Annotated in this window: 13 protein-coding genes and 1 pseudogene; 12 read left to right on the forward strand and 2 right to left on the reverse strand. The window is 62.4% G+C overall.

Annotated features, from left to right (window positions below; genetic code table 11):
* Positions 1-740 precede the first annotated feature (740 nt).
* From AS156_RS11265 to AS156_RS11290, 6 genes are all read left to right on the forward strand, one after another.
* Positions 741-1,697 (forward strand): ArdC family protein, encoded by a 957-nt coding sequence (locus AS156_RS11265; protein ID WP_066503721.1) that lies wholly within the window; start codon positions 741-743, stop codon positions 1,695-1,697.
* A 109-nt stretch (positions 1,698-1,806) separates the two neighbouring features.
* Positions 1,807-3,924, forward strand: a complete 2,118-nt coding sequence (locus AS156_RS11270; RefSeq protein WP_066503722.1) for a ParB/RepB/Spo0J family partition protein — start codon at positions 1,807-1,809, stop codon at positions 3,922-3,924.
* A 184-nt stretch (positions 3,925-4,108) separates the two neighbouring features.
* Positions 4,109-8,431 (forward strand): strawberry notch-like NTP hydrolase domain-containing protein, encoded by a 4,323-nt coding sequence (locus AS156_RS11275; protein ID WP_066503723.1) that lies wholly within the window; start codon positions 4,109-4,111, stop codon positions 8,429-8,431.
* Positions 8,431-9,489: a DUF7146 domain-containing protein gene (locus AS156_RS11280; RefSeq protein WP_066503724.1), complete on the forward strand. Its 1,059-nt coding sequence runs from the start codon at positions 8,431-8,433 to the stop codon at positions 9,487-9,489. Before AS156_RS11275 ends, AS156_RS11280 begins: the two co-directional genes overlap by 1 nt.
* A gap of 332 nt (positions 9,490-9,821) precedes the next feature.
* Positions 9,822-10,745 carry a DUF2493 domain-containing protein gene (locus AS156_RS11285; RefSeq protein ID WP_066503726.1) on the forward strand — a complete coding sequence of 308 codons (924 nt, stop codon included), beginning with the start codon at positions 9,822-9,824 and terminating at the stop codon, positions 10,743-10,745.
* A 142-nt stretch (positions 10,746-10,887) separates the two neighbouring features.
* Complete coding sequence (locus AS156_RS11290) at positions 10,888-11,433, forward strand: hypothetical protein (protein WP_245312720.1); 546 nt, start codon at positions 10,888-10,890, stop codon at positions 11,431-11,433.
* A gap of 66 nt (positions 11,434-11,499) precedes the next feature.
* Here AS156_RS11290 and AS156_RS11295 read toward each other — a convergent pair whose 3' ends face one another.
* Both AS156_RS11295 and AS156_RS11300 read right to left on the reverse strand, forming a co-directional pair.
* A complete protein-coding gene (locus AS156_RS11295) occupies positions 11,500-12,132 on the reverse strand; it encodes a hypothetical protein (RefSeq protein WP_066503728.1) in 633 nt (210 codons plus the stop codon).
* Positions 12,129-12,476 carry a type II toxin-antitoxin system prevent-host-death family antitoxin gene (locus tag AS156_RS11300; RefSeq protein ID WP_066503730.1) on the reverse strand — a complete coding sequence of 116 codons (348 nt, stop codon included), beginning with the start codon at positions 12,474-12,476 and terminating at the stop codon, positions 12,129-12,131. Before AS156_RS11300 ends, AS156_RS11295 begins: the two co-directional genes overlap by 4 nt.
* 961 nt (positions 12,477-13,437) lie before the next feature.
* Here AS156_RS11300 and AS156_RS11310 point away from each other — a divergent pair.
* The 6 genes and pseudogenes from AS156_RS11310 (at position 13,438) to AS156_RS11335 (ending at position 17,713) form a co-directional block, all read left to right on the forward strand.
* Entirely contained in the window at positions 13,438-13,758 is a 321-nt protein-coding gene (locus AS156_RS11310) for a DUF736 domain-containing protein (protein WP_066503735.1), read from the forward strand.
* A 965-nt stretch (positions 13,759-14,723) separates the two neighbouring features.
* Positions 14,724-15,002: a helix-turn-helix transcriptional regulator gene (locus AS156_RS11315; protein ID WP_066503737.1), complete on the forward strand. Its 279-nt coding sequence runs from the start codon at positions 14,724-14,726 to the stop codon at positions 15,000-15,002.
* Positions 15,003-15,005: 3 nt separating this feature from the next.
* Positions 15,006-15,389: pseudogene (locus tag AS156_RS11320) on the forward strand (replication initiator protein A); the annotation flags it as partial.
* A gap of 460 nt (positions 15,390-15,849) precedes the next feature.
* Positions 15,850-16,314, forward strand: a complete 465-nt coding sequence (locus AS156_RS11325; RefSeq protein ID WP_066503741.1) for a DUF2840 domain-containing protein — start codon at positions 15,850-15,852, stop codon at positions 16,312-16,314.
* A complete protein-coding gene (locus AS156_RS11330) occupies positions 16,311-16,823 on the forward strand; it encodes a S26 family signal peptidase (protein ID WP_082747434.1) in 513 nt (170 codons plus the stop codon). Before AS156_RS11325 ends, AS156_RS11330 begins: the two co-directional genes overlap by 4 nt.
* A complete protein-coding gene (locus AS156_RS11335) occupies positions 16,820-17,713 on the forward strand; it encodes a lytic transglycosylase domain-containing protein (RefSeq protein WP_082747435.1) in 894 nt (297 codons plus the stop codon). Before AS156_RS11330 ends, AS156_RS11335 begins: the two co-directional genes overlap by 4 nt.
* Positions 17,714-17,839: the final 126 nt, after the last annotated feature.

Below are 17,839 nucleotides of genomic sequence, written 5' to 3' on the forward strand. Positions count from 1 at the left end.
CGCTGGGGCGGAACTTGCAAGACAGGAAGAGGTGGTACGTTCGGCGCGAGCCGGTCAGTGAAATGCTCCGCTCGGTTTACCGGCAGAAAATGCCGCTCTCGTGTTTGGATCTCACTGTCCGCGAAGCCCATCTTGGCCGGTGGTCGCAAGACCCGAAAACAGGCCGGACATATGAGCGCAAGCGATCCGAGCATGCTGCCCGAGCCAATCCTTGCAAGTCGGGGGCCGTCCACATATGAACCGAGCCGCTTTGCGTCTCGGCCATCCGGCGTCGATCCCTCGCGCAGAGACTGCGGAATTCCTCGCCGGGGGCACTCGGGAAAGGGTCCCGCCGTCATGAAGTATGCCGGCGTCGCTGTCACTGCCCCGTTCCCGGGTGCCCTCTTGACCGGTCTCGTCACTGCACTCGGTCCCGCGTCCCGCCTTCGGCGTCGCTATGCTCACGCTCCTACGGGTGCCATTTTCCGTTGAGGCGATGCGCCATTGGCGCACGCCTGATCGGGGCCTGCGGCCTGCATCTCAAGGCCAGGTCCCATGAAGAAATGGGACCGAAGCGGCCCGCGTCGCAGATCTCTCATTCTCACCGTTGTGTGCGTGGCCGAGCGCGAAAGCGGGCTCTCGTTCGTCCACGCCATCGTATTCTTCCGTAAGAGGCTGAGAGTAAGAGTGCTGCCCGGGTTTTGCCGTGACGGGTTACAGGCTGCGAGAGAGGCTCGCGGCGCCCGTCGCGGAGAACCGCGATGTCCAGACGTTATCCTCGGGCGCGCTCCGGTGAAGACCGGGCGAACCTTTATGACGAAATCACCAACAAGATCATCAACGAACTTGAGGCCGGCCGAGTGCCGTGGGTGCAGCCTTGGGGTACCGCGGCGGCGAAGGCTTCTTTGGCCATGCCGAAAAGCGCCGCGACCGGCCGTCAATACAGCGGCATCAACATTCTGATCCTCTGGGGTTCTGCCACCGAACGCGCATTCACAGGCCAGAGCTGGCTTACCTTCCGCCAGGCGTTGTCGCTCGGTGGTCATGTCCGCAAGGGCGAGCGCGGGACTACCGTGGTCTATGCCGATCGCTTTGTACCGGTCGACGAAAAGCGGCGCGCGAGCGAAACCGGAGACGAAGCGCAGGCCATCCCGTTCCTCAAGCGCTTTACGGTGTTTAATACCGATCAGTGCGACGACTTGCCTGCGGAGATCGCAACGACGGCGCCGCCCCCACCGCCAAGCCTGATCGAGCCAAAGGTCGAATCCCTGATCAAGGCGACCGGTATCAACTTCCGCATCGGCGGCAGCCGCGCATTCTACGTGCCGGCGGAAGACTATGTGCAGGTGCCGCCGCCGCAAGCTTATTTCGAGCCGATCAATTGGCATCGAACGGCCTTGCATGAGTTGGGGCACGCCAGTGGCCACCCGTCACGTCTCAACCGTGACTTGTCAGGCGGCTACGGTACCAAGAAATACGCCTTCGAGGAACTCATCGCCGAGATCTCGGCTGCGTTCAGTTGCGCGTCGCTCGGTATAGTGCCGACGGTGCGCCACGCCGACTATATTGGCTCCTGGCTTGAAGTGCTCCGCGAGGACAATCGCGCGATTGTGCGAGCTGCTTCGCAAGCCAGCAAGGCCGCGGATTATCTCCTCGGATTCCTGCCGGAACGTGCTGTCGACATGACGACCGAGAGCGCGGACCAGGAGGCTGCGTGAACCGCTCACCGGCCGGGTCGAAAAAGAGAGTGAGAGAGAAGTTGTGGTTTTTCGCGACGGGTTCGAGGCCGAGAGAGAGGCTCCCGGCCGCCCGTCGTGGAGAATCGACATGACGAAGGCAGTCCAAAAGATCACGCTGTCGCCCTCACGCGACATTCCCTTCAACAAGCTGGTGCTCAGCCAATCCAACGTCCGGCGCGTCAAGGCTGGAGTTTCCATCGAGCAGCTCGCTGAAAGTATCGCCCAGCGTACGCTTCTGCAAAGTCTCAATGTGCGGGCGGTTGTGGACGCCGAAGGCAATGAGACCGGCATGTTCGAGGTGCCGGCAGGCGGCCGGCGCTATCGGGCGCTGGAACTTCTCGTGAAGCAGAAGCGCATGGCGAAGACGCAGGCCGTTCCTTGCGTCGTGCGCGAGGGCGGAATCGCTGAAGACGACTCGCTTGCCGAGAACGACGAGCGGGTAGGGCTTCATCCGCTCGATCAGTTCCGAGCCTTCCAGACCTTGAGTGGCGCCGGCTTGTCAGAGGAGGATATCGCGGCTCGGCACTTTGTGACACCGGGCGTCGTGAAGCAACGGCTCCGGCTGGCGTCCGTATCGCCAAAGCTGCACGAGGTCTATGCCGAAGACGGCATGACCCTCGAGCAGCTCATGGCCTTTTCTGTCACCGCGGATCAGACGCGGCAGGAACAGGTCTGGGAGAATGTCAGCCGCTCGGGCTACGATGAACCCTATCAAATCCGGCGGATGCTGACCGAAAATACCGTGCGGGCGTCCGATCGCCGCGTGCAGTTCATTGGGCTCGATGTTTACCAGCAGGCAGGTGGCGGCGTTTTGCGCGACCTGTTCGAGCGCGATGATGGCGGCTGGCTTCAAGACGTCGCTCTGCTCGACCGTCTTGTTACGGAAAAACTCAAGGCCGAAGCCGAGACGATCGCGGCCGAGGGATGGAAATGGATCTCAGTGGCCGTCGATTTCTCCTATGGCCACACCAACGGCTTGCGCGAACTCGACGGCAAGCCGGCCGACCTCGCAGCCGACGAGCAGGCCACCATCGACGCTCTCAACGCCGAGCAGGCGAAGCTCGTATCCGAGTATCAGGATGCGGATGAGCTTCCCGAAGAGGTCGACCAGCGTCTCGGCGAGATCGAGGCGGCGCTGGCCGCATTCGAAGACCGGCCGAAAACTTACGATCCGGCCGAGATTGTCCGAGCCGGTGTCTTCGTCAGCATCGATTCTGAGGGGCGGCTTTTCGTCGATCGAGGCTATGTTCGGCCTGAGGATGAGGCGCCTGCGGCCGATATCGATGTCGAGCGGGGCACCGATGCGTCGCCGGATGAAGGACAGGAGGCTGGTGCTTCCGCAACTCGCACAGCGATCTCGGTCGCCGGCGCATCGAACGAACCGGAGGAGGATGATGAGGACCCGGCAAGGCCATTGCCGGATCGACTGATCATCGAACTGACGGCGCACCGTACGCTGGCATTGCGGGATGCGCTGGCGGAAAACCCCGCGATCGCGTTCCAGGCGGTCCTGCACAACTTCGTACTGACGGCCTTTTACCGGTTCGCGTCGTCCGGGAGCTGCCTTGAGATCGGGCTGCGCACGCCAACCTTTCCTGCTCAAGCCCCAGGCCTAAGGGAAAGCGTGTCTGCCAAGGCCGTCGAGGCGCGACATGAGTCATGGAAAGCACGGTTGCCGAAGAGCGAGAACGATCTCTGGGACGCGCTCGCGGCGCTCGACGGCGCCGCGCAGGCGTCCCTGTTCGCTCATTGCGCATCTTTTGCAGTCAACGCCCTCTATGAGCCGGCAAACCGCTACAACCACGGCCGCGTCTCCGCCCACGGCGTTCGCACACGGCTCGACCAGGCCGATGTCGTGGCGCGCGCCGTCGGGCTCGACATGGTGGAGGCTGGCTGGAGACCGACCGTTGACAACTATCTCGGCCGGGTCACCAAGCCTCGCATTCTGGAGGCGGTGCGGGAAGCCAAGGGCGAGTCTTCCGCGCAACTGATCGACCACCTGAAGAAGGCCGACATGGCCAAGGAGGCCGAGCGCCTTCTCGATGGCTCGGGCTGGTTGCCAGAGCCGCTGCGTTTCCTCGACGCCAGTGCTGCGTCGGTGGAGCAGGAGGGCGAAGCGGGCCCGCTGCCAGAATTCCTGGCCGACGAGGAGGATCCGCAGAACGCCCGCAGCGATGATCCGCAACAGCTCGACGCGGCTGAATAATTTCGTGCAGCGGGGTGGCCGCGGCCGTCCCGCAGCTGCGTGGGGACCGGTGTGCAGCACCGGTCCCATTTTTATTGGGAACGGTTGAGAGGGAGAGTGGGGCCGGGAAGGGTTTGAATCGCCGCGGTCTTAAGGAGAGCGCCGGGCGGTTCGACCCGTTCCTGCTCTCCGAAAGAAAATCCCCATGACCGAATCTCTCGCCGGCGGCGCTGGCGCTGCGCCGCTCTCGATGCATGCAGCTGCAACTATCACCTCCGCTGTGGTCAGGGCTGCGCGACAGCTCTTGACCGATCTCGAACGCGGCCATCGCATCGATGCCGCGGTCCTGCGCGGAGCCATGGAGGCTGCTTTTGGTGCCTCCGACGCGGTAGGCGCCTGGAACTGGAAGACCGCCTATGATGCCTGCGAGGCCGCCACCGTTTTATTCCTTCGCAAATTCGGTCCGGCCATGCGGACCAAGTCCGGTTCGCCGCCCGCGATGCTGCCGATGCTCGGGAAAATCGCGAGCTGTCTGCCGACCCATACACTGCGTTCCGAGGACAGCCAGGCGCTTCAACAATTCTCGACGCCGATCCCGCTGGGGCTGGCCGCATGTACCGCAGCCGCCATTAGGCCGGCCGACCGCGTTCTGGAGCCCTCCGCCGGGACTGGCTTGCTCGCCATCTTTGCCGAGCTCGCCGGCGGCGCTCTGTTGCTGAACGAGTTAGCCGAGTCCCGTGCATCGCTGCTCGATCATCTGTTCGCCGACGTTAAGACAACGCGCATCGACGCTGCCCAGATCGATGATCATCTCGAAGCAGGTGTCCTGCCGAGTGTCGTCTTGATGAACCCTCCGTTTTCGGCGCTGGCGAACGTTGACCGACGAATGGCGGATGCCGCGCTCCGGCACATCGTTTCGGCCTTGGCGCGTCTTTGCGACGGTGGACGTTTGGTCGCCATCACCGCCGCAAGCTTCGGGCCGGACAATCCGGCATGGCGAGATGCCTTCGTTCGCCTTCAGGAACGCGGGCGAGTTGTCTTCTCTGCCGCGGTCGACGGAGCCGTTTACGCGAAACACGGAACACAAATCGATACTAGGCTGCTTGTCATCGACAAGCAGCCCGCGGCAGACCCGACGGTCTTTCCGGCCTCTCCCGGCATGGCGGGCGATGTCGTTATCCTGCTCGACTGGGTAACCCGGCATGTGCCTCCGAGGCTGGCTGTTGCAGCCCCGGTCGTGATCGACGTCGGCAGGAGCCCCTTGAAGTCACGATCCCTTGGCGCTTCCGCGCCACGCCTAACCTCTGCTTCGGGAGTCGCCGCGCCAGAAGGCACAGAGCTCGCATACGAAATAGTCGAATGGTCGCTGCCGGAGGGCGCCCGGCTCACAGATGCACTTTATGAGGAATACGGATTGCAGTCGATCCGCATTCCGGGCGCGCACGCGCATCCAACCAAACTCGTGCAGTCCGCCGCAATGGCGTCCGTCGCGCCACCAAGACCCTCCTATCGGCCGCACCTGTCGGCCAATCTGGTGGCGAATGGCACCCTGTCGGACGCCCAGCTTGAGAGCGTCATCTACGCTGGCGAAGCGCATTGCGAGTTGCTCGCTGGCTCCTGGACGGTCGATGCGACCTTCGATGTCGTCGCGGCCGCGTGCGACGACGCGGGAAACGCCGTCCGGTTTCGCCGCGGCTGGTTCTTGGGCGATGGTACCGGCGCGGGCAAGGGGCGGCAGGTCGCTGGCATCCTGCTCGACAACTGGCTCAAGGGTCGTCGCCGGGCAGTCTGGATCAGCAAGTCCGACAAGCTGATCGAGGATGCACAGCGCGACTGGTCCGCGCTCGGCATGGAGCGGCTTCTCGTGACGCCGCTGTCGCGCTTCCGTCAGGGCACCCCGATCAGGCTCTCGGAAGGCATCCTATTTACCACCTACGCTACGCTGCGTACCGATGAGCGCGGCGAAAAGCTTTCGCGCGTCAGGCAGATCGTCGAATGGTTGGGCTCCGACTTCGACGGAGTGATCGTCTTCGACGAAAGCCACGCCATGCAGAATGCGGTCGGAGGCAAGGGCGAACGCGGTGACCAGGCAGCCTCTCAGCAAGGGCGTGCGGGCCTGAGGCTCCAGCACGCTCTGCCGAATGCGCGCGTGGTCTATGTATCGGCGACGGGTGCTACTACGGTCCATAACCTCGCTTATGCACAGCGGCTGGGATTGTGGGGCGGGCATGATTTCCCGTTCGCCACCAGGGCCGAATTCGTCGAGGCGATCGAGGAGGGCGGAGTCGCCGCAATGGAGGTGCTGGCGCGCGACCTCAAGGCGCTCGGTCTCTACGCGGCCCGTTCGCTCTCCTACGAGGGCGTGGCCTACGAACTCGTCGAGCACCAACTTTCGCCGGAGCAGGTTCGCATCTACGACGCCTATGCCGATGCGTTCGGCATCATCCACAACAACCTCGACGCGGCGATGCGGGCCGCCAACATCACCGGCGAGACCGGAACGCTGAACGGGCAGGCCAAATCCGCGGCACGATCCGCTTTCGAAAGCGCCAAGCAGCGCTTCTTCGGACACTTGCTAACCTCGATGAAGACGCCGTCGCTGATCCGCTCGATCGAGCGCGATCTTGACGCGGGACACGCCGCCGTCATCCAGATCGTGTCGACCGGTGAAGCGCTAATGGAGCGCCGGCTCGCCGAGATCCCGACCGAGGAGTGGGCCGACGTCCGCGTCGACATCACGCCGCGCGAATATGTCCTCGACTATCTCGCCCATTCCTTCCCGGTCCAGCTCTACGAGCCCTTCACCGACCAGGAGGGCAATCTCTGCTCCCGGCCTGTCTACCGCGACGGCCAACCGGTCGAGAGCCGGGAGGCACTCGCCCGCCGCGACTGCTTGATCGAGAAGCTCGCATCGCTCCCTCCCGTGCCTGGCGCGCTGGATCAGGTCATTCAGCGCTTCGGCACCGACATGGTCGCCGAGGTAACAGGCCGCTCCCGCCGCATCGCTCGCAAGGGCGACCGACTGGTGGTCGAAAACAGGGCCGCTTCCGCCAACCTCGCGGAGACCTCGGCCTTCATGGATGACACCAAGCGCATCCTCGTGTTCTCCGACGCCGGCGGTACGGGCAGGAGCTACCATGCCGAACTGTCGGCCCGGAATCGCCGCTTGCGGGTCCATTATCTGCTCGAGCCCGGCTGGAAGGCCGACGCCGCGATCCAGGGCCTCGGCCGGACAAACCGGACCAACCAGGCGCAGCCGCCGCTGTTTCGCCCAATCGCGACCGATGTGAAGGCCGAAAAGCGCTTCCTAAGCACCATCGCGCGCCGGCTCGACACCTTGGGCGCCATCACGCGCGGCCAGCGCCAGACCGGAGGGCAGGGCCTGTTCCGCCCCGAGGACAATCTCGAAAGCCAGTATGGCCGTGATGCATTGCGTCAACTCTACACGTTGCTCGCGCGAGGCAAAGTCGGCGGCTGCTCGCTCGAGCGCTTTGAGGATGCGACCGGCCTGAAACTGACCGATACCAACGGACTCAGGGATGACCTCCCGCCAATCACGACCTTCCTGAATAGGCTGCTGGCGCTCACCATCGAGCTACAGAATATCCTGTTCACCGCGTTCGAGCAGCTCTTGACCGCTCGGATCGAGGGCGCCGTCGCCTCTAGCACCTATGACGTCGGACTGGAAACACTCCGCGCCGAGAGCTTTGTCGTCACCGACCGGCGGACGATTTATGCGCATCAGAGCACTGGCGCTGAGACCCGGCTGCTCACGATTACCCAGCGCCAGCGCAACCATCCTGTGGGTCTGGATGACGCTCTTGCTCGTCTTTCCGATCGTCATGGCGTCCTGCTGATGAATGAGCGCTCGGGACGAGCCGCCGTGCAGGTCCCAGCTCCGAGCTTCATGCTCGACGACGGCGAGATCGAGCGGCGCGTCCGCCTGATCCGGCCGATGGAGCAGCAGAGCGTTTCCCTCAACATGATGGCGGAAAGCCATTGGGTGGAAGCCGATCGAGAACCCTTTGCCGCCGCCTGGCTGGCGGAGTTCGCCGAGGTACCCGAGTTCACGGAGAGTACGATCCATGTTGTAGCGGGCCTGCTGTTGCCCATCTGGAAGCGGCTGCCGAACGGATCGACCCGGGTCTATCGGCTGCAGACCGACGCGGGCGAACGAATCATCGGCCGCAAGGTTTCTGCCGCCTGGGTCGCGAACGTCCTTGCCGCTGATGCGCCTACGTTGACGCCGGACGCTGCCTTTGCCGCGCTGATGGAGGGGCGGACAGTCCTCGATCTTGCCGAGGACCTCCAGCTTCGCCGTGTCCGCGTGATGGGCGCATACCGCATCGAGCTGTCGGGATTCAACGACACGATGCGCGATCGACTGCGAGCTTATGGTCTGTTCGGGGAGATCATTTCCTGGAAGCTGCGCATGTTCGTGCCCACGGACGCATGCGGCGTCGAGATCCTGTCGAAGGTGCTTGAGCAGTATCCAGTTGCGCACATCGGCGGGCGGGAGGCCGCGTGATGCCCCGCGATGCCTCCGAACTGGCATGCCGCCTCGCGCGCGAGGCCGAGGCTGTATGCCGACACTATCTCTCCAATGGCAAGCGGGAGGGGCGGTACTGGCTGGTCGGCGACGTCCACAATACGCCGGGCCGCTCGATGTTCGTGCGGCTCCGGGAATCGCGGAAGGGACCCGCCGGCAAGTGGACCGATGCTGCGACTGGAGAACATGGCGATCTCCTCGATATCATCCGCGAAAGTCTTGGTCTGCGCGACTTCCGCGACGTGGCAAAGGAGGCGAGGCGCTTTCTGGAACTACCTCGTGCCGAGCCGGAATTCGTCTCGAAGCCCGATCGTCCAGCGGTACCAGCCGGATCGCAAGCGGCCGCCCGCCGCCTCTTTGCGATATCCAGCCCGATCCAAGGGACCGTGGTTGAGACATATCTGCAGCGGCGCGGGATAGCCTGCGTGCGCCACGGCGGCAGCCTGCGCTTTCACCCACGCTGCTACTACCGATCGGACGAGCGCTTGCCGACCGAGAGCTGGCCAGCGATGATCGCCTGCGTCACCGATCTCGATGGACGGATCACCGGCGTACACCGCACCTGGCTCGACCCCGACGGATTTGATCGCGTTCGTCTGGGCAAGGCTCCGATCGATACGCCGCGACGGGCGATGGGCGACCTCCTTGGCAACGCCGTTCGCTTCGGCGTGATGGACGACGTGCTCGCTGCCGGCGAGGGTATCGAGACCATGCTGTCCTTACGCTGCGCGCTACCGACCATGCCGATGGCCGCTGCGCTTTCGGCCAATCACCTCTCAGCCATGTTGCTCCCATCTGGCCTCCGCCGGCTCTACATCGCGCGCGATGCCGATGCCGCCGGAGATGTGGTGCAGACTGTTCTGACCCGGCGCGCGGCAGACGCCGGCATTGAAGCGATCGCACTGTCGCCCCGGCTCGGAGACTTCAACGAAGATCTGCACGTCTTCGGTCTCGAGGCCCTCCGAGCGGCCTTACGTATTCAGCTCGCACCGGAGGACAACCGCTTCCTGCATGCGTCAACGGTGGTCGCGGGATAAGCCAGCGTCGTTCGCTCGATCGTGATAGATCTGTCATAGACGAGGCCAATGCCGGAAGAGGACGCGACCTCGGCCTTCTAGAGGGCGATCGGACGGCATGCGGCCCGGGCCGGCAATGGCTGCGGCCGGCTATTTTCCGCCGCGCGCCGGCTATGAGATGACACTTTAGCCATCTGACCAGCGCGCTTTGCATCGCGAGGCAAAATAGCCGGCCTCCGCCATCCTCCGCTGCCGCTTCGGCCCCTTCGGGTTCTGGCCCGTTCCGCCCGCCGTCTGAGTGATCGCCACGAAGGCCGCGATGGGCGCGGCCGATCCGGCAAGGGCCTCTTCCCATGACTGACTATGACGACATCGAACCGCCGCACGCATCATCTCCAACCGATCACGTCCTCAGCGAATTGCAGCTCTTCGGCTACCGTCCGTTCGACGACCAGCCAGATCCAAGACCGCTTCCCGAGGGCAAGATGATCGCCGGTGCGGTTGCCGATATCTTCGACGCCTTGGTTGCGACCTTGAGCGACACGCGGCTTGAGCCGGATCTCAACGAACTCCTTTGGTCGACCGTCAACCTGTTTCATCGCGCCGTCGATCGCATCGAACGCCAGCTCGACGACAACGAACAGATGCAGCACAAGAGCCAGCGCGAGCAGAACGGCTCGGAGGTACGATCGGTCGAACTCGAGCGTCTGACGGCCGAAGGCATCACGTTCATAGAGCGCCGCAATTGCCTGGAACTCTTCCGCGACCAGGCGATCGAACGATTTGAGGCCCACACCGGCTCGTCCTGGCGTCCTCGGTCAGGATCTCTGGTCAACCATCGCACACTCACGGCAGCGATGATCGACTCCCGCGACTTCATCGCCGCCAAGCGTCGTTCCGAGACCGAGGTCATGTTGCCGCCAGGACCGAAGATTGCACTCACCGGCGGGCTCGACTTCAATGACCATCACCTGATCTGGGATCGTCTCGACAAGGTTCATGGAAAGCATCCCGACATGGTCCTGCTCCATGGTGGCTCGCCGAAAGGCGCCGAACTGATCGCCTCCAAATGGGCGACCACTCGGAAGGTGCCACAGATTGCCTTCAAGCCGGACTGGACCAAGCACGCAAAGGCGGCGCCCTTCAAGCGCAACGACACCATGCTCGAGCTCCTGCCGATCGGCGTCATGCACTTCCCGGGCACGGGAATCCAGGACAACCTCGCCGACAAGGCGAAGCGCCTCGGTATCCCCGTTTGGAAGTTCGGCGGCGCGTGAGCGCCGTCTTACTCATCTCGAACGCGGCCAAGGCGGAATGCTCGCGCCGCAACTCCGCCTCGTTTCTACAATGTATCGATGGTTGCGCCGTGGTGGTGGTGGAAGGTGCGACCGTTACACCTTTGCACATGGAGCCACCACCATGCTTGCCCTTGGGCTTGTCCTCAACACCGTTGGCATCGGCTTGTTCTGCTGGCTGGTCTTTGCGCTGGCGGTATATGCCTTGCCGTTTTTCGTCGCACTGAATATTGGAATGATGGCGTTTCATGGCGGCGCCGGCGTCATCGGCGCGCTGCTCATCGGAATTGCCGCCGGCGCACTGACAACTGCCTTAGGTCAGACTGCCGTCGCGGTTACTCGATCCGGGCGCTTGCGCGTCGCGATCGCGATCGCATTCGCTGTTCCAGCCGCCATCGCCGGCTACAATGTGATGCTTGCGCTTTCGCAGATCGGGATTCCTTCGCTGGCTTGGCGTGAGGTCGTGGCTTGCCTCGGCGCGGTTTGCATTGGCGGCACGGCGTGGACCCGCTTGTCCGTTTTCATGAATGGCGGTCCGCCTCGAGCCGGCCGGGTTGGTGGAGCCATCCCAACCGGTTCTCATGGCTGCCACGCGAGAGATGATCCTTCGTCGCCTTCCTCGTCGAATAGGTTCGTTCAGAGCATACTTCTGAGGTCGAAAGCGCGATGAGCTGGGGTTGAATCGCTTCCCATTCGGCGCCCGACGTTCGGCGCAAGCTCGTCATGCCCGTGCCCGTCACTTCCTCAGGTATATTGGATCAGCATCATTGGTGACCGGAGCATTGCCGCCGGCAGCGATCTTGATCGCCGCCCAGGCGTTCTGGGCATCAGCGATCTTGAACTTCTCGTGCATCCACGTGATGAAACTTTCGGTGCCCATCAAATCAATGTCGAATTCGTTCTCAAGCTGAATGGCGATTCGTGCCTTGTTATCGTCGACAAGAACGACGGCGGCCTCGCCGTCGGCCAGCAAAGTTTCGACGACGTCAAGTACCTGAAGGACGCTCTTTTCCCCGCGTCCTTTCCACGATGGCTTCAACTCGGGCTTCGAGCCGGCGAGTATCCATGTCTCCATTGCTTTCGCATACTCTACGCCTTCATGCGTCTCGACGATGTGGATGCGATTCTCGTTCCGCTTGAACCAATCCGAGATAGTCGCGCGATGTTCAAGCCGCTGATCGTCGCCAGGATCAGGGGCCCGCGTCGCCTCCGCCTTGACCATGTCGGGAACCCAGACATCCGCATTCGGTACAAATAGCCAATCCAGTGCATCGCTTCCGATCATTGCCAGAAGGGACAGCGGGCTTGTATCCGGAATCAAGATGCGTGACCGACGCTCGTGATCGGCTGCGGGCTCATCGATCGTCATTTCATCCCGAGCCTCCGTTCGACGGCGGCAATCTCGGCGCGGACAGCCTCCTTGTTACGGCCGCTCAACGCCGCATCGGCCATCGACAGTGCTAGGCTCTTGAGGTCGGAGGTCGCATAGCCAAGCGGGTCCCGCATCGGCACCCGCCTGACAACAGGACGGGGGCGCTCCAGTTCTGGCGCCACTTCTTCGCCAGCCTTCTGTTTGATCCGACGATATTCGTCGACCGACATCACAATCGATCTCGGTTTGCCGTGATTCATGATTATCACGGGGCCGGACACGGCAGCCCGCTGAATTTCTCCGGATTGCTGTTGCAAATCTTGGGAGGAAAAGGTCCGCATAGGTCCTCCTTTAATTTTACATATTTTATGTATTTTTTGGGGTTTTTCAAGCGGATTGCGAGCCTCCATTCGAGGCTACATCATGAAGTCGTTGGAAGACGATGATGCTACTTCGGTCCCAAGGAAAGTCATGCCGCGTTCGCAAAGCGTTGGACTTGGATTGGGCAGACCTATGTACCCCTCCCGATCGGGGGCCATCTACGTGAGGGAGGCCCGCCGGGTGAGCATCTCGAAGAAGGCGTCCTGATTTCCCGCGGATATAGGCAGCGGTATCACGACAATGGCCACTGGCCGATAGAGCCACGCAGTTGACCGCTACTGTCGTTTTTCATGGATGGCGGCCCGCTGGAGTCGGCCGGGGTGGTGGGGCAATCGCTCCAACCCATTCTCGCGGCTGCCACGCGCGCGAGAGAGAGAATCCTTCGTCGTCCAACAGGTTCGCGTAGATCGGTACTTTAAACGAGGATTGCCGCAATCAGGGCAGGGAGGGGGCGGCCCTCATCGGCGTGCTTCGACCAGGCTGCGCCGATCTCGGCCCGGCCCACGCAAATGTGGTGGCGTGGTACGCCGCTCTCGATCGTTCTTTCCTGGACGATACCGCCCTTTGCGGCAAATTGTTTCTCTTTCTGCGCCAAACCGTTCCGACCTCTTGTGCAGCTCAACCGAGATTCGCCAAGTCTTCTCCCGAGATTGCGGTTCAGCACGCGGACGCACGTGGCCTCTTTGATGGCTTGATCTGGCCGAAGACCGGCTTCGCCTCGATCGTCTGAGCCGCAACGCCGTTGATGCGACTTTCTTCCCCTAGGCTACGCCCATTCCTCGCGAGGCAAGAAAGTCGCAACAACGGCGTCCTCCGCTTCGCTCCGGCCCGCAAGCGGGTGCGTCGCCGATCGTCCTCGGCCTTTAGATCGCCATCGAGGCCGCGGTGGTCGCGGGCTCGAAACACAACAGGAGAAGTGACATGGCTAACATCGGTTCTTTCAAGAAGGTGGGCAACGATTTCCAGGGCGAGATCGTCACCCTGAGCCTGCAAGCCAAGGGCGTACGCATCGTCGCCGAGAGCAACCGCTCCAACGACAACGCTCCCAGCCACCGTATCTACGTGGGCCGAGCCGAGATCGGCGCAGCCTGGTCGAAGCGCTCCGAAGAGGGCCGCGATTACCTCTCGCTCAAGCTCGATGACCCCTCGTTCAACGCACCGATCTACGCCAACCTGTTCGACGACGAAGGTGGTGAGGGCTACACGCTCCTCTGGTCGCGCCCGCGCAAGAACGGCGAGTAGATCGCTGCACTACACCCCGCCCGGTCCGCCGGGCGGGGCCTCTCATTCTCCGTACAGCGAGCCGTCGCCGCCGGATCGAGCGATTCGCATCCACGATTCGACAAGCCCCCGAGGTCTTCGCTTGCCGCTTGTTGTGGGCGGGCGAGTAAGCAGATCGGCTGCCTCAACACGCGCGATACGCGCAGCGGATCGACAACGTCGATACCCGCCGCGTGGACGCTTCGCTCGCGTGCATTGCCATAGGTGCGGCCAATTTCCGCTCGGTGAGCCAATTCTTTCTGCGACCGCGAGGCTGCCGCAGCGCCTGAGTTTCTGGCGGCGGTCGTTCCGGTCGCGGCAGTCGCCTCAGCTGCTTCTTGCAAGTCAGCGTCTCCGCCACAACTCGATGTTGCAGCTGGCCAGTTCTGTCGCTCGCCCGATGGCTGGCATGCCGTGCTCCGCATCGGTTCGGTGGAACACCGCATCTGGTCCAATGAGTCGCCGTTGGTCATGCACGTCATACGCAGCCGAATTGCTGTTTGATGGCCGTTTCGACGCTCGCCATGCAACGCTGGCTGCGCGCGATGGTCGGACGCGCGCCAGGTCCCGCCTTTCATCAATTATCCAAATAGCGGCGCGAACGCCTGAGCGCCGCTATCCGGGTGCCCACTGCAGATTGCCGGTGGCAGCTATCGCATCGTCGCCGAAGCGCTGTTCGCCCAGAAGCGCATTCCCGATCGCGCCTGGATGACGCACGATCTGCGCAAATCGAACGATCCGACTAGGACAGAGCGGCCTCGCGTTGATGTGGGCGCTATCGCAAGCCACTGCGGCCCAAGCGCAAGGGCGACTAGCTCCTCCGTGGGGGGTATCGGAAAATCATCCCGGCATCTTCGCCATCCCCCCAAGCGCTTCTACTACGCGATTGTGACCGTCGACGCGCGGCGACCCTCGCTTGCACCCAAGACGATCACGGAGCTTTTCAAATGTCCGACCGGAGCGCGGATCAGCCGCAGCGATACCTGCGCACACCCGAAGCAGCGCGCTTCCTGAGCTTGTCCGGCCGCACGCTGGAGAAACACCGAACGTACGGCACCGGTCCGGAATATCATAAGATTGGCGGGCGCGTAGTCTACTCAGTAGCTGACCTGACAGCATGGGCCAAACAGGGCAAGAAGAAATCGACCTCGGACCCGGGAGTCGGCACGGTGCTGCCCGCAAAGCGGCATGCGCCTATTCCCTATGCGGGCAAAGAGCGGCGCTAAGCCATGTCCGCAAACAAATCCTCAGCGCACCACCGCCGCCCCGAGCTCGCGCTGCGCAATGCTCGGGATCTCATGGCCTATCCATTCGTTTCGCTCGCGAAAACGAAGCGAGTTGTGCCAATCGATTTCCGTTCCGCTGCAATCTCAATTCGTGCCGAAGCCGTGCCGGAACGCGGCATGGCGGGCATTTGGGGTGGGGACGTTCTGATCTGGGCGGCGTCCCAGATCGTCGAATCCGGTGACGCCGTATCGAAGATGTCGCGCCTGATGGCTGCGACGGCTTACGAGATTCTAGCGTTTGTTGGGCGCGGCACCAGTGGGGGTGACTATGACGGGCTGAATGCGGCTCTCAACAGGCTGCAGTCAACGACAGTGCAGACCTCGATCATCCTCTCGCCGCTCAAGTATCTTGCATGCGACGTACCACAAACCGTCCAGTCGCCAGACGTTGCCCGGCTATCAGTCGAACTCACGTGCAAATTCGGACCCAACCGAGGCATGAGCGTCGCATTAACGCCTCTTGATCGCTTAACGGCACGCCTGCGTTGGCGCGGTCTCATTCCACATTCGGAGGACGATCTGTGAATCAGCTCGTGCTATCGGGGACCGCAACCCTCGGGCTATCGGGGAGCCGATCCTCGTGCTATCGGGGACCGAAATCGGGCCTAAGCGGTTGCTTCTTGGCGTTTGTCTGCCACCGCAACCTTATTGATCAGCAGATCACAAGCCGCATTGGAGGTGACTGCCAAATGCAGGCCGGCTGTCCTGCTTGCCCGCAGAAGCCACACACGCTCTTTACCGAACTCGGAGCTCACGGCTTCCTGTCTCAGCCTCAGGGAGCGGCGGCATGAGCGACCTCACCGAAGTGGAAGTGTTGTGGCTCGAGAAGCGTATCGAAAACCGCATTCGGTTCGGTCGCATCGTCGAGGAACGCAAGATCGATCGTCACCGGCGTGTCCTGTCATTTGCACCCGGCAGCATTTTTGCTTTCGTTCGCTGGACATCCAATGACTTTGGAACTGTCATTTCGCGGATTGACATTTTGCGCGCGGCTGCACCGGGGCAGCGCTGCTCGACCGTGCCGTATGTAAAGCCCGGCGGAGAGATTTTGCTGAGACTCTCCGGCTGGTCGAAGGTCGAACGAGTGTTGCAGACGGCCGATGCCATTGAGGCGCTCGGCATCAATCCAGCTGATGTCGCGCCTGATCATTGGCATCACGTTCATAACCGCCTGTCCGTCAACGAAAACCCGCGTTTCTACACGAAAGCGCGCCATCAGGCTTGGCTCCGTCGTCAGAGAGTGATGCGATGATGGGTCGCCTGAAGACGCTGACTGCAACGTTTGGGGCTGTTGCTGCGCTCGGCGCGACAATCGCCATGGAACCGCTTCCACTCTACGTTTGGAATGCATCGACGAGCGTGCCAATCGGTCTCTATCGCTTACGACCGGCGAAGGGCTTCCATGTCACCGAGCTGGTCGCCGTTCGGCCGCCGGAGCCGCTCGCAACCTTCCTCGATCTTAGCGGATATCTGCCCATTGGCATCCCCATGCTCAAGCGCGTGCTGGCGTTGCCAGGGCAGAGCGTCTGCAGAAGTGGGCTCATGATTTCGGTCGATAAAATAGCGGTCGGCGAGGCGCGGGATAGCGACCGGCGCGGCCGCCCGCTGCCGAAATGGCAGGGCTGCCACGTCGTCGGCGATGGCGAGCTCTTTCTCATGAACTGGCAGTCGGACGATTCCCTTGACGGGCGGTATTTTGGATTTCTTCCGGTATCGGCCGTGATCGGTCGTGCTCTCCCAGTGTGGACATGGGAGGAATGATCGTGCGTGTTCCACGTGTCTACCCCGCCATTCCTCTGTTTGATCGATTGCAGGACCATTCCTCCGTCCCGGCCGATATTTGCAGGGCTGGCGCGCGCAGCGGCGATCCAGGGCGGCCGAATGGCCGGCGCGAAGCAGCTTTACCCTGGACCGGCGTGAGCACGACAGCATGCTCAGCTCGGTCGGACGTGCGTGTTTGGGCTGTCGTGCCACTGCTGCTTATTCTGACCGCGTCGCATAGTGTTGCTTTGGCCGAGAACGGACCGGCGGCTCGAGCGGTCCATCAAGCGCAAATCCCGTTCGCCGCTTTTATGGAAGAGGCGTCACGACGCTTTGCAATCCCGGTGGACTGGATCAGGTTTGTGCTGGACAGCGAAAGTTCTGGGCAAGTGCACGCCAGATCGCCCAAAGGCGCGATGGGCCTTATGCAAGTCATGCCCACGACTTGGGCCGAACTGCGCCTGCGCTATGACCTAGGCAACGATCCGTTCGATCCGCGCGACAACATTCTGGCAGGGACGGCATATCTGCGTGAATTGCTCAGTCGCTATGGCTCGCCTGGCGTGTTTGCCGCGTACAACGCGGGACCAACTCGCTACGAAGAGTTTCTCACGGGCCATTCCCTGCCTGATGAGACGCGAGCCTACGTGATCAAGCTTGCAAGCCGGCTGGGCATCGAACTGCCTCCGACGTGGATCGCCGACCGGCAGTCGTCGGCAGCGGCAATGTTATTCATTGCACGATCTGATGTCATGCATAGGGGCGATCGGCCAGCGTTCGTACCTTCGAGCGACACAACGACTGCATTCTCGTCGCGAGATATTTTGCAGATGGGCCCCAAGTCCACTGGGGTGTTTGTCGCCCGATCAGGTTCGGGAGCATCGCGATGATCAGGCGCAGGTCGGCTAGCGGTGGCGAGCTTCAAGGAACGATTGGCGAAACGGCAAAACCAGAGCGCAAACACAACGTATGTGTCCGAGGCCTGCACATGAGGTCGGATATCGACGAGCCTGATG

The sequence above is a fragment of the Bradyrhizobium macuxiense genome (assembly GCF_001542415.1).
GTDB lineage: Bacteria > Pseudomonadota > Alphaproteobacteria > Rhizobiales > Xanthobacteraceae > Bradyrhizobium > Bradyrhizobium macuxiense.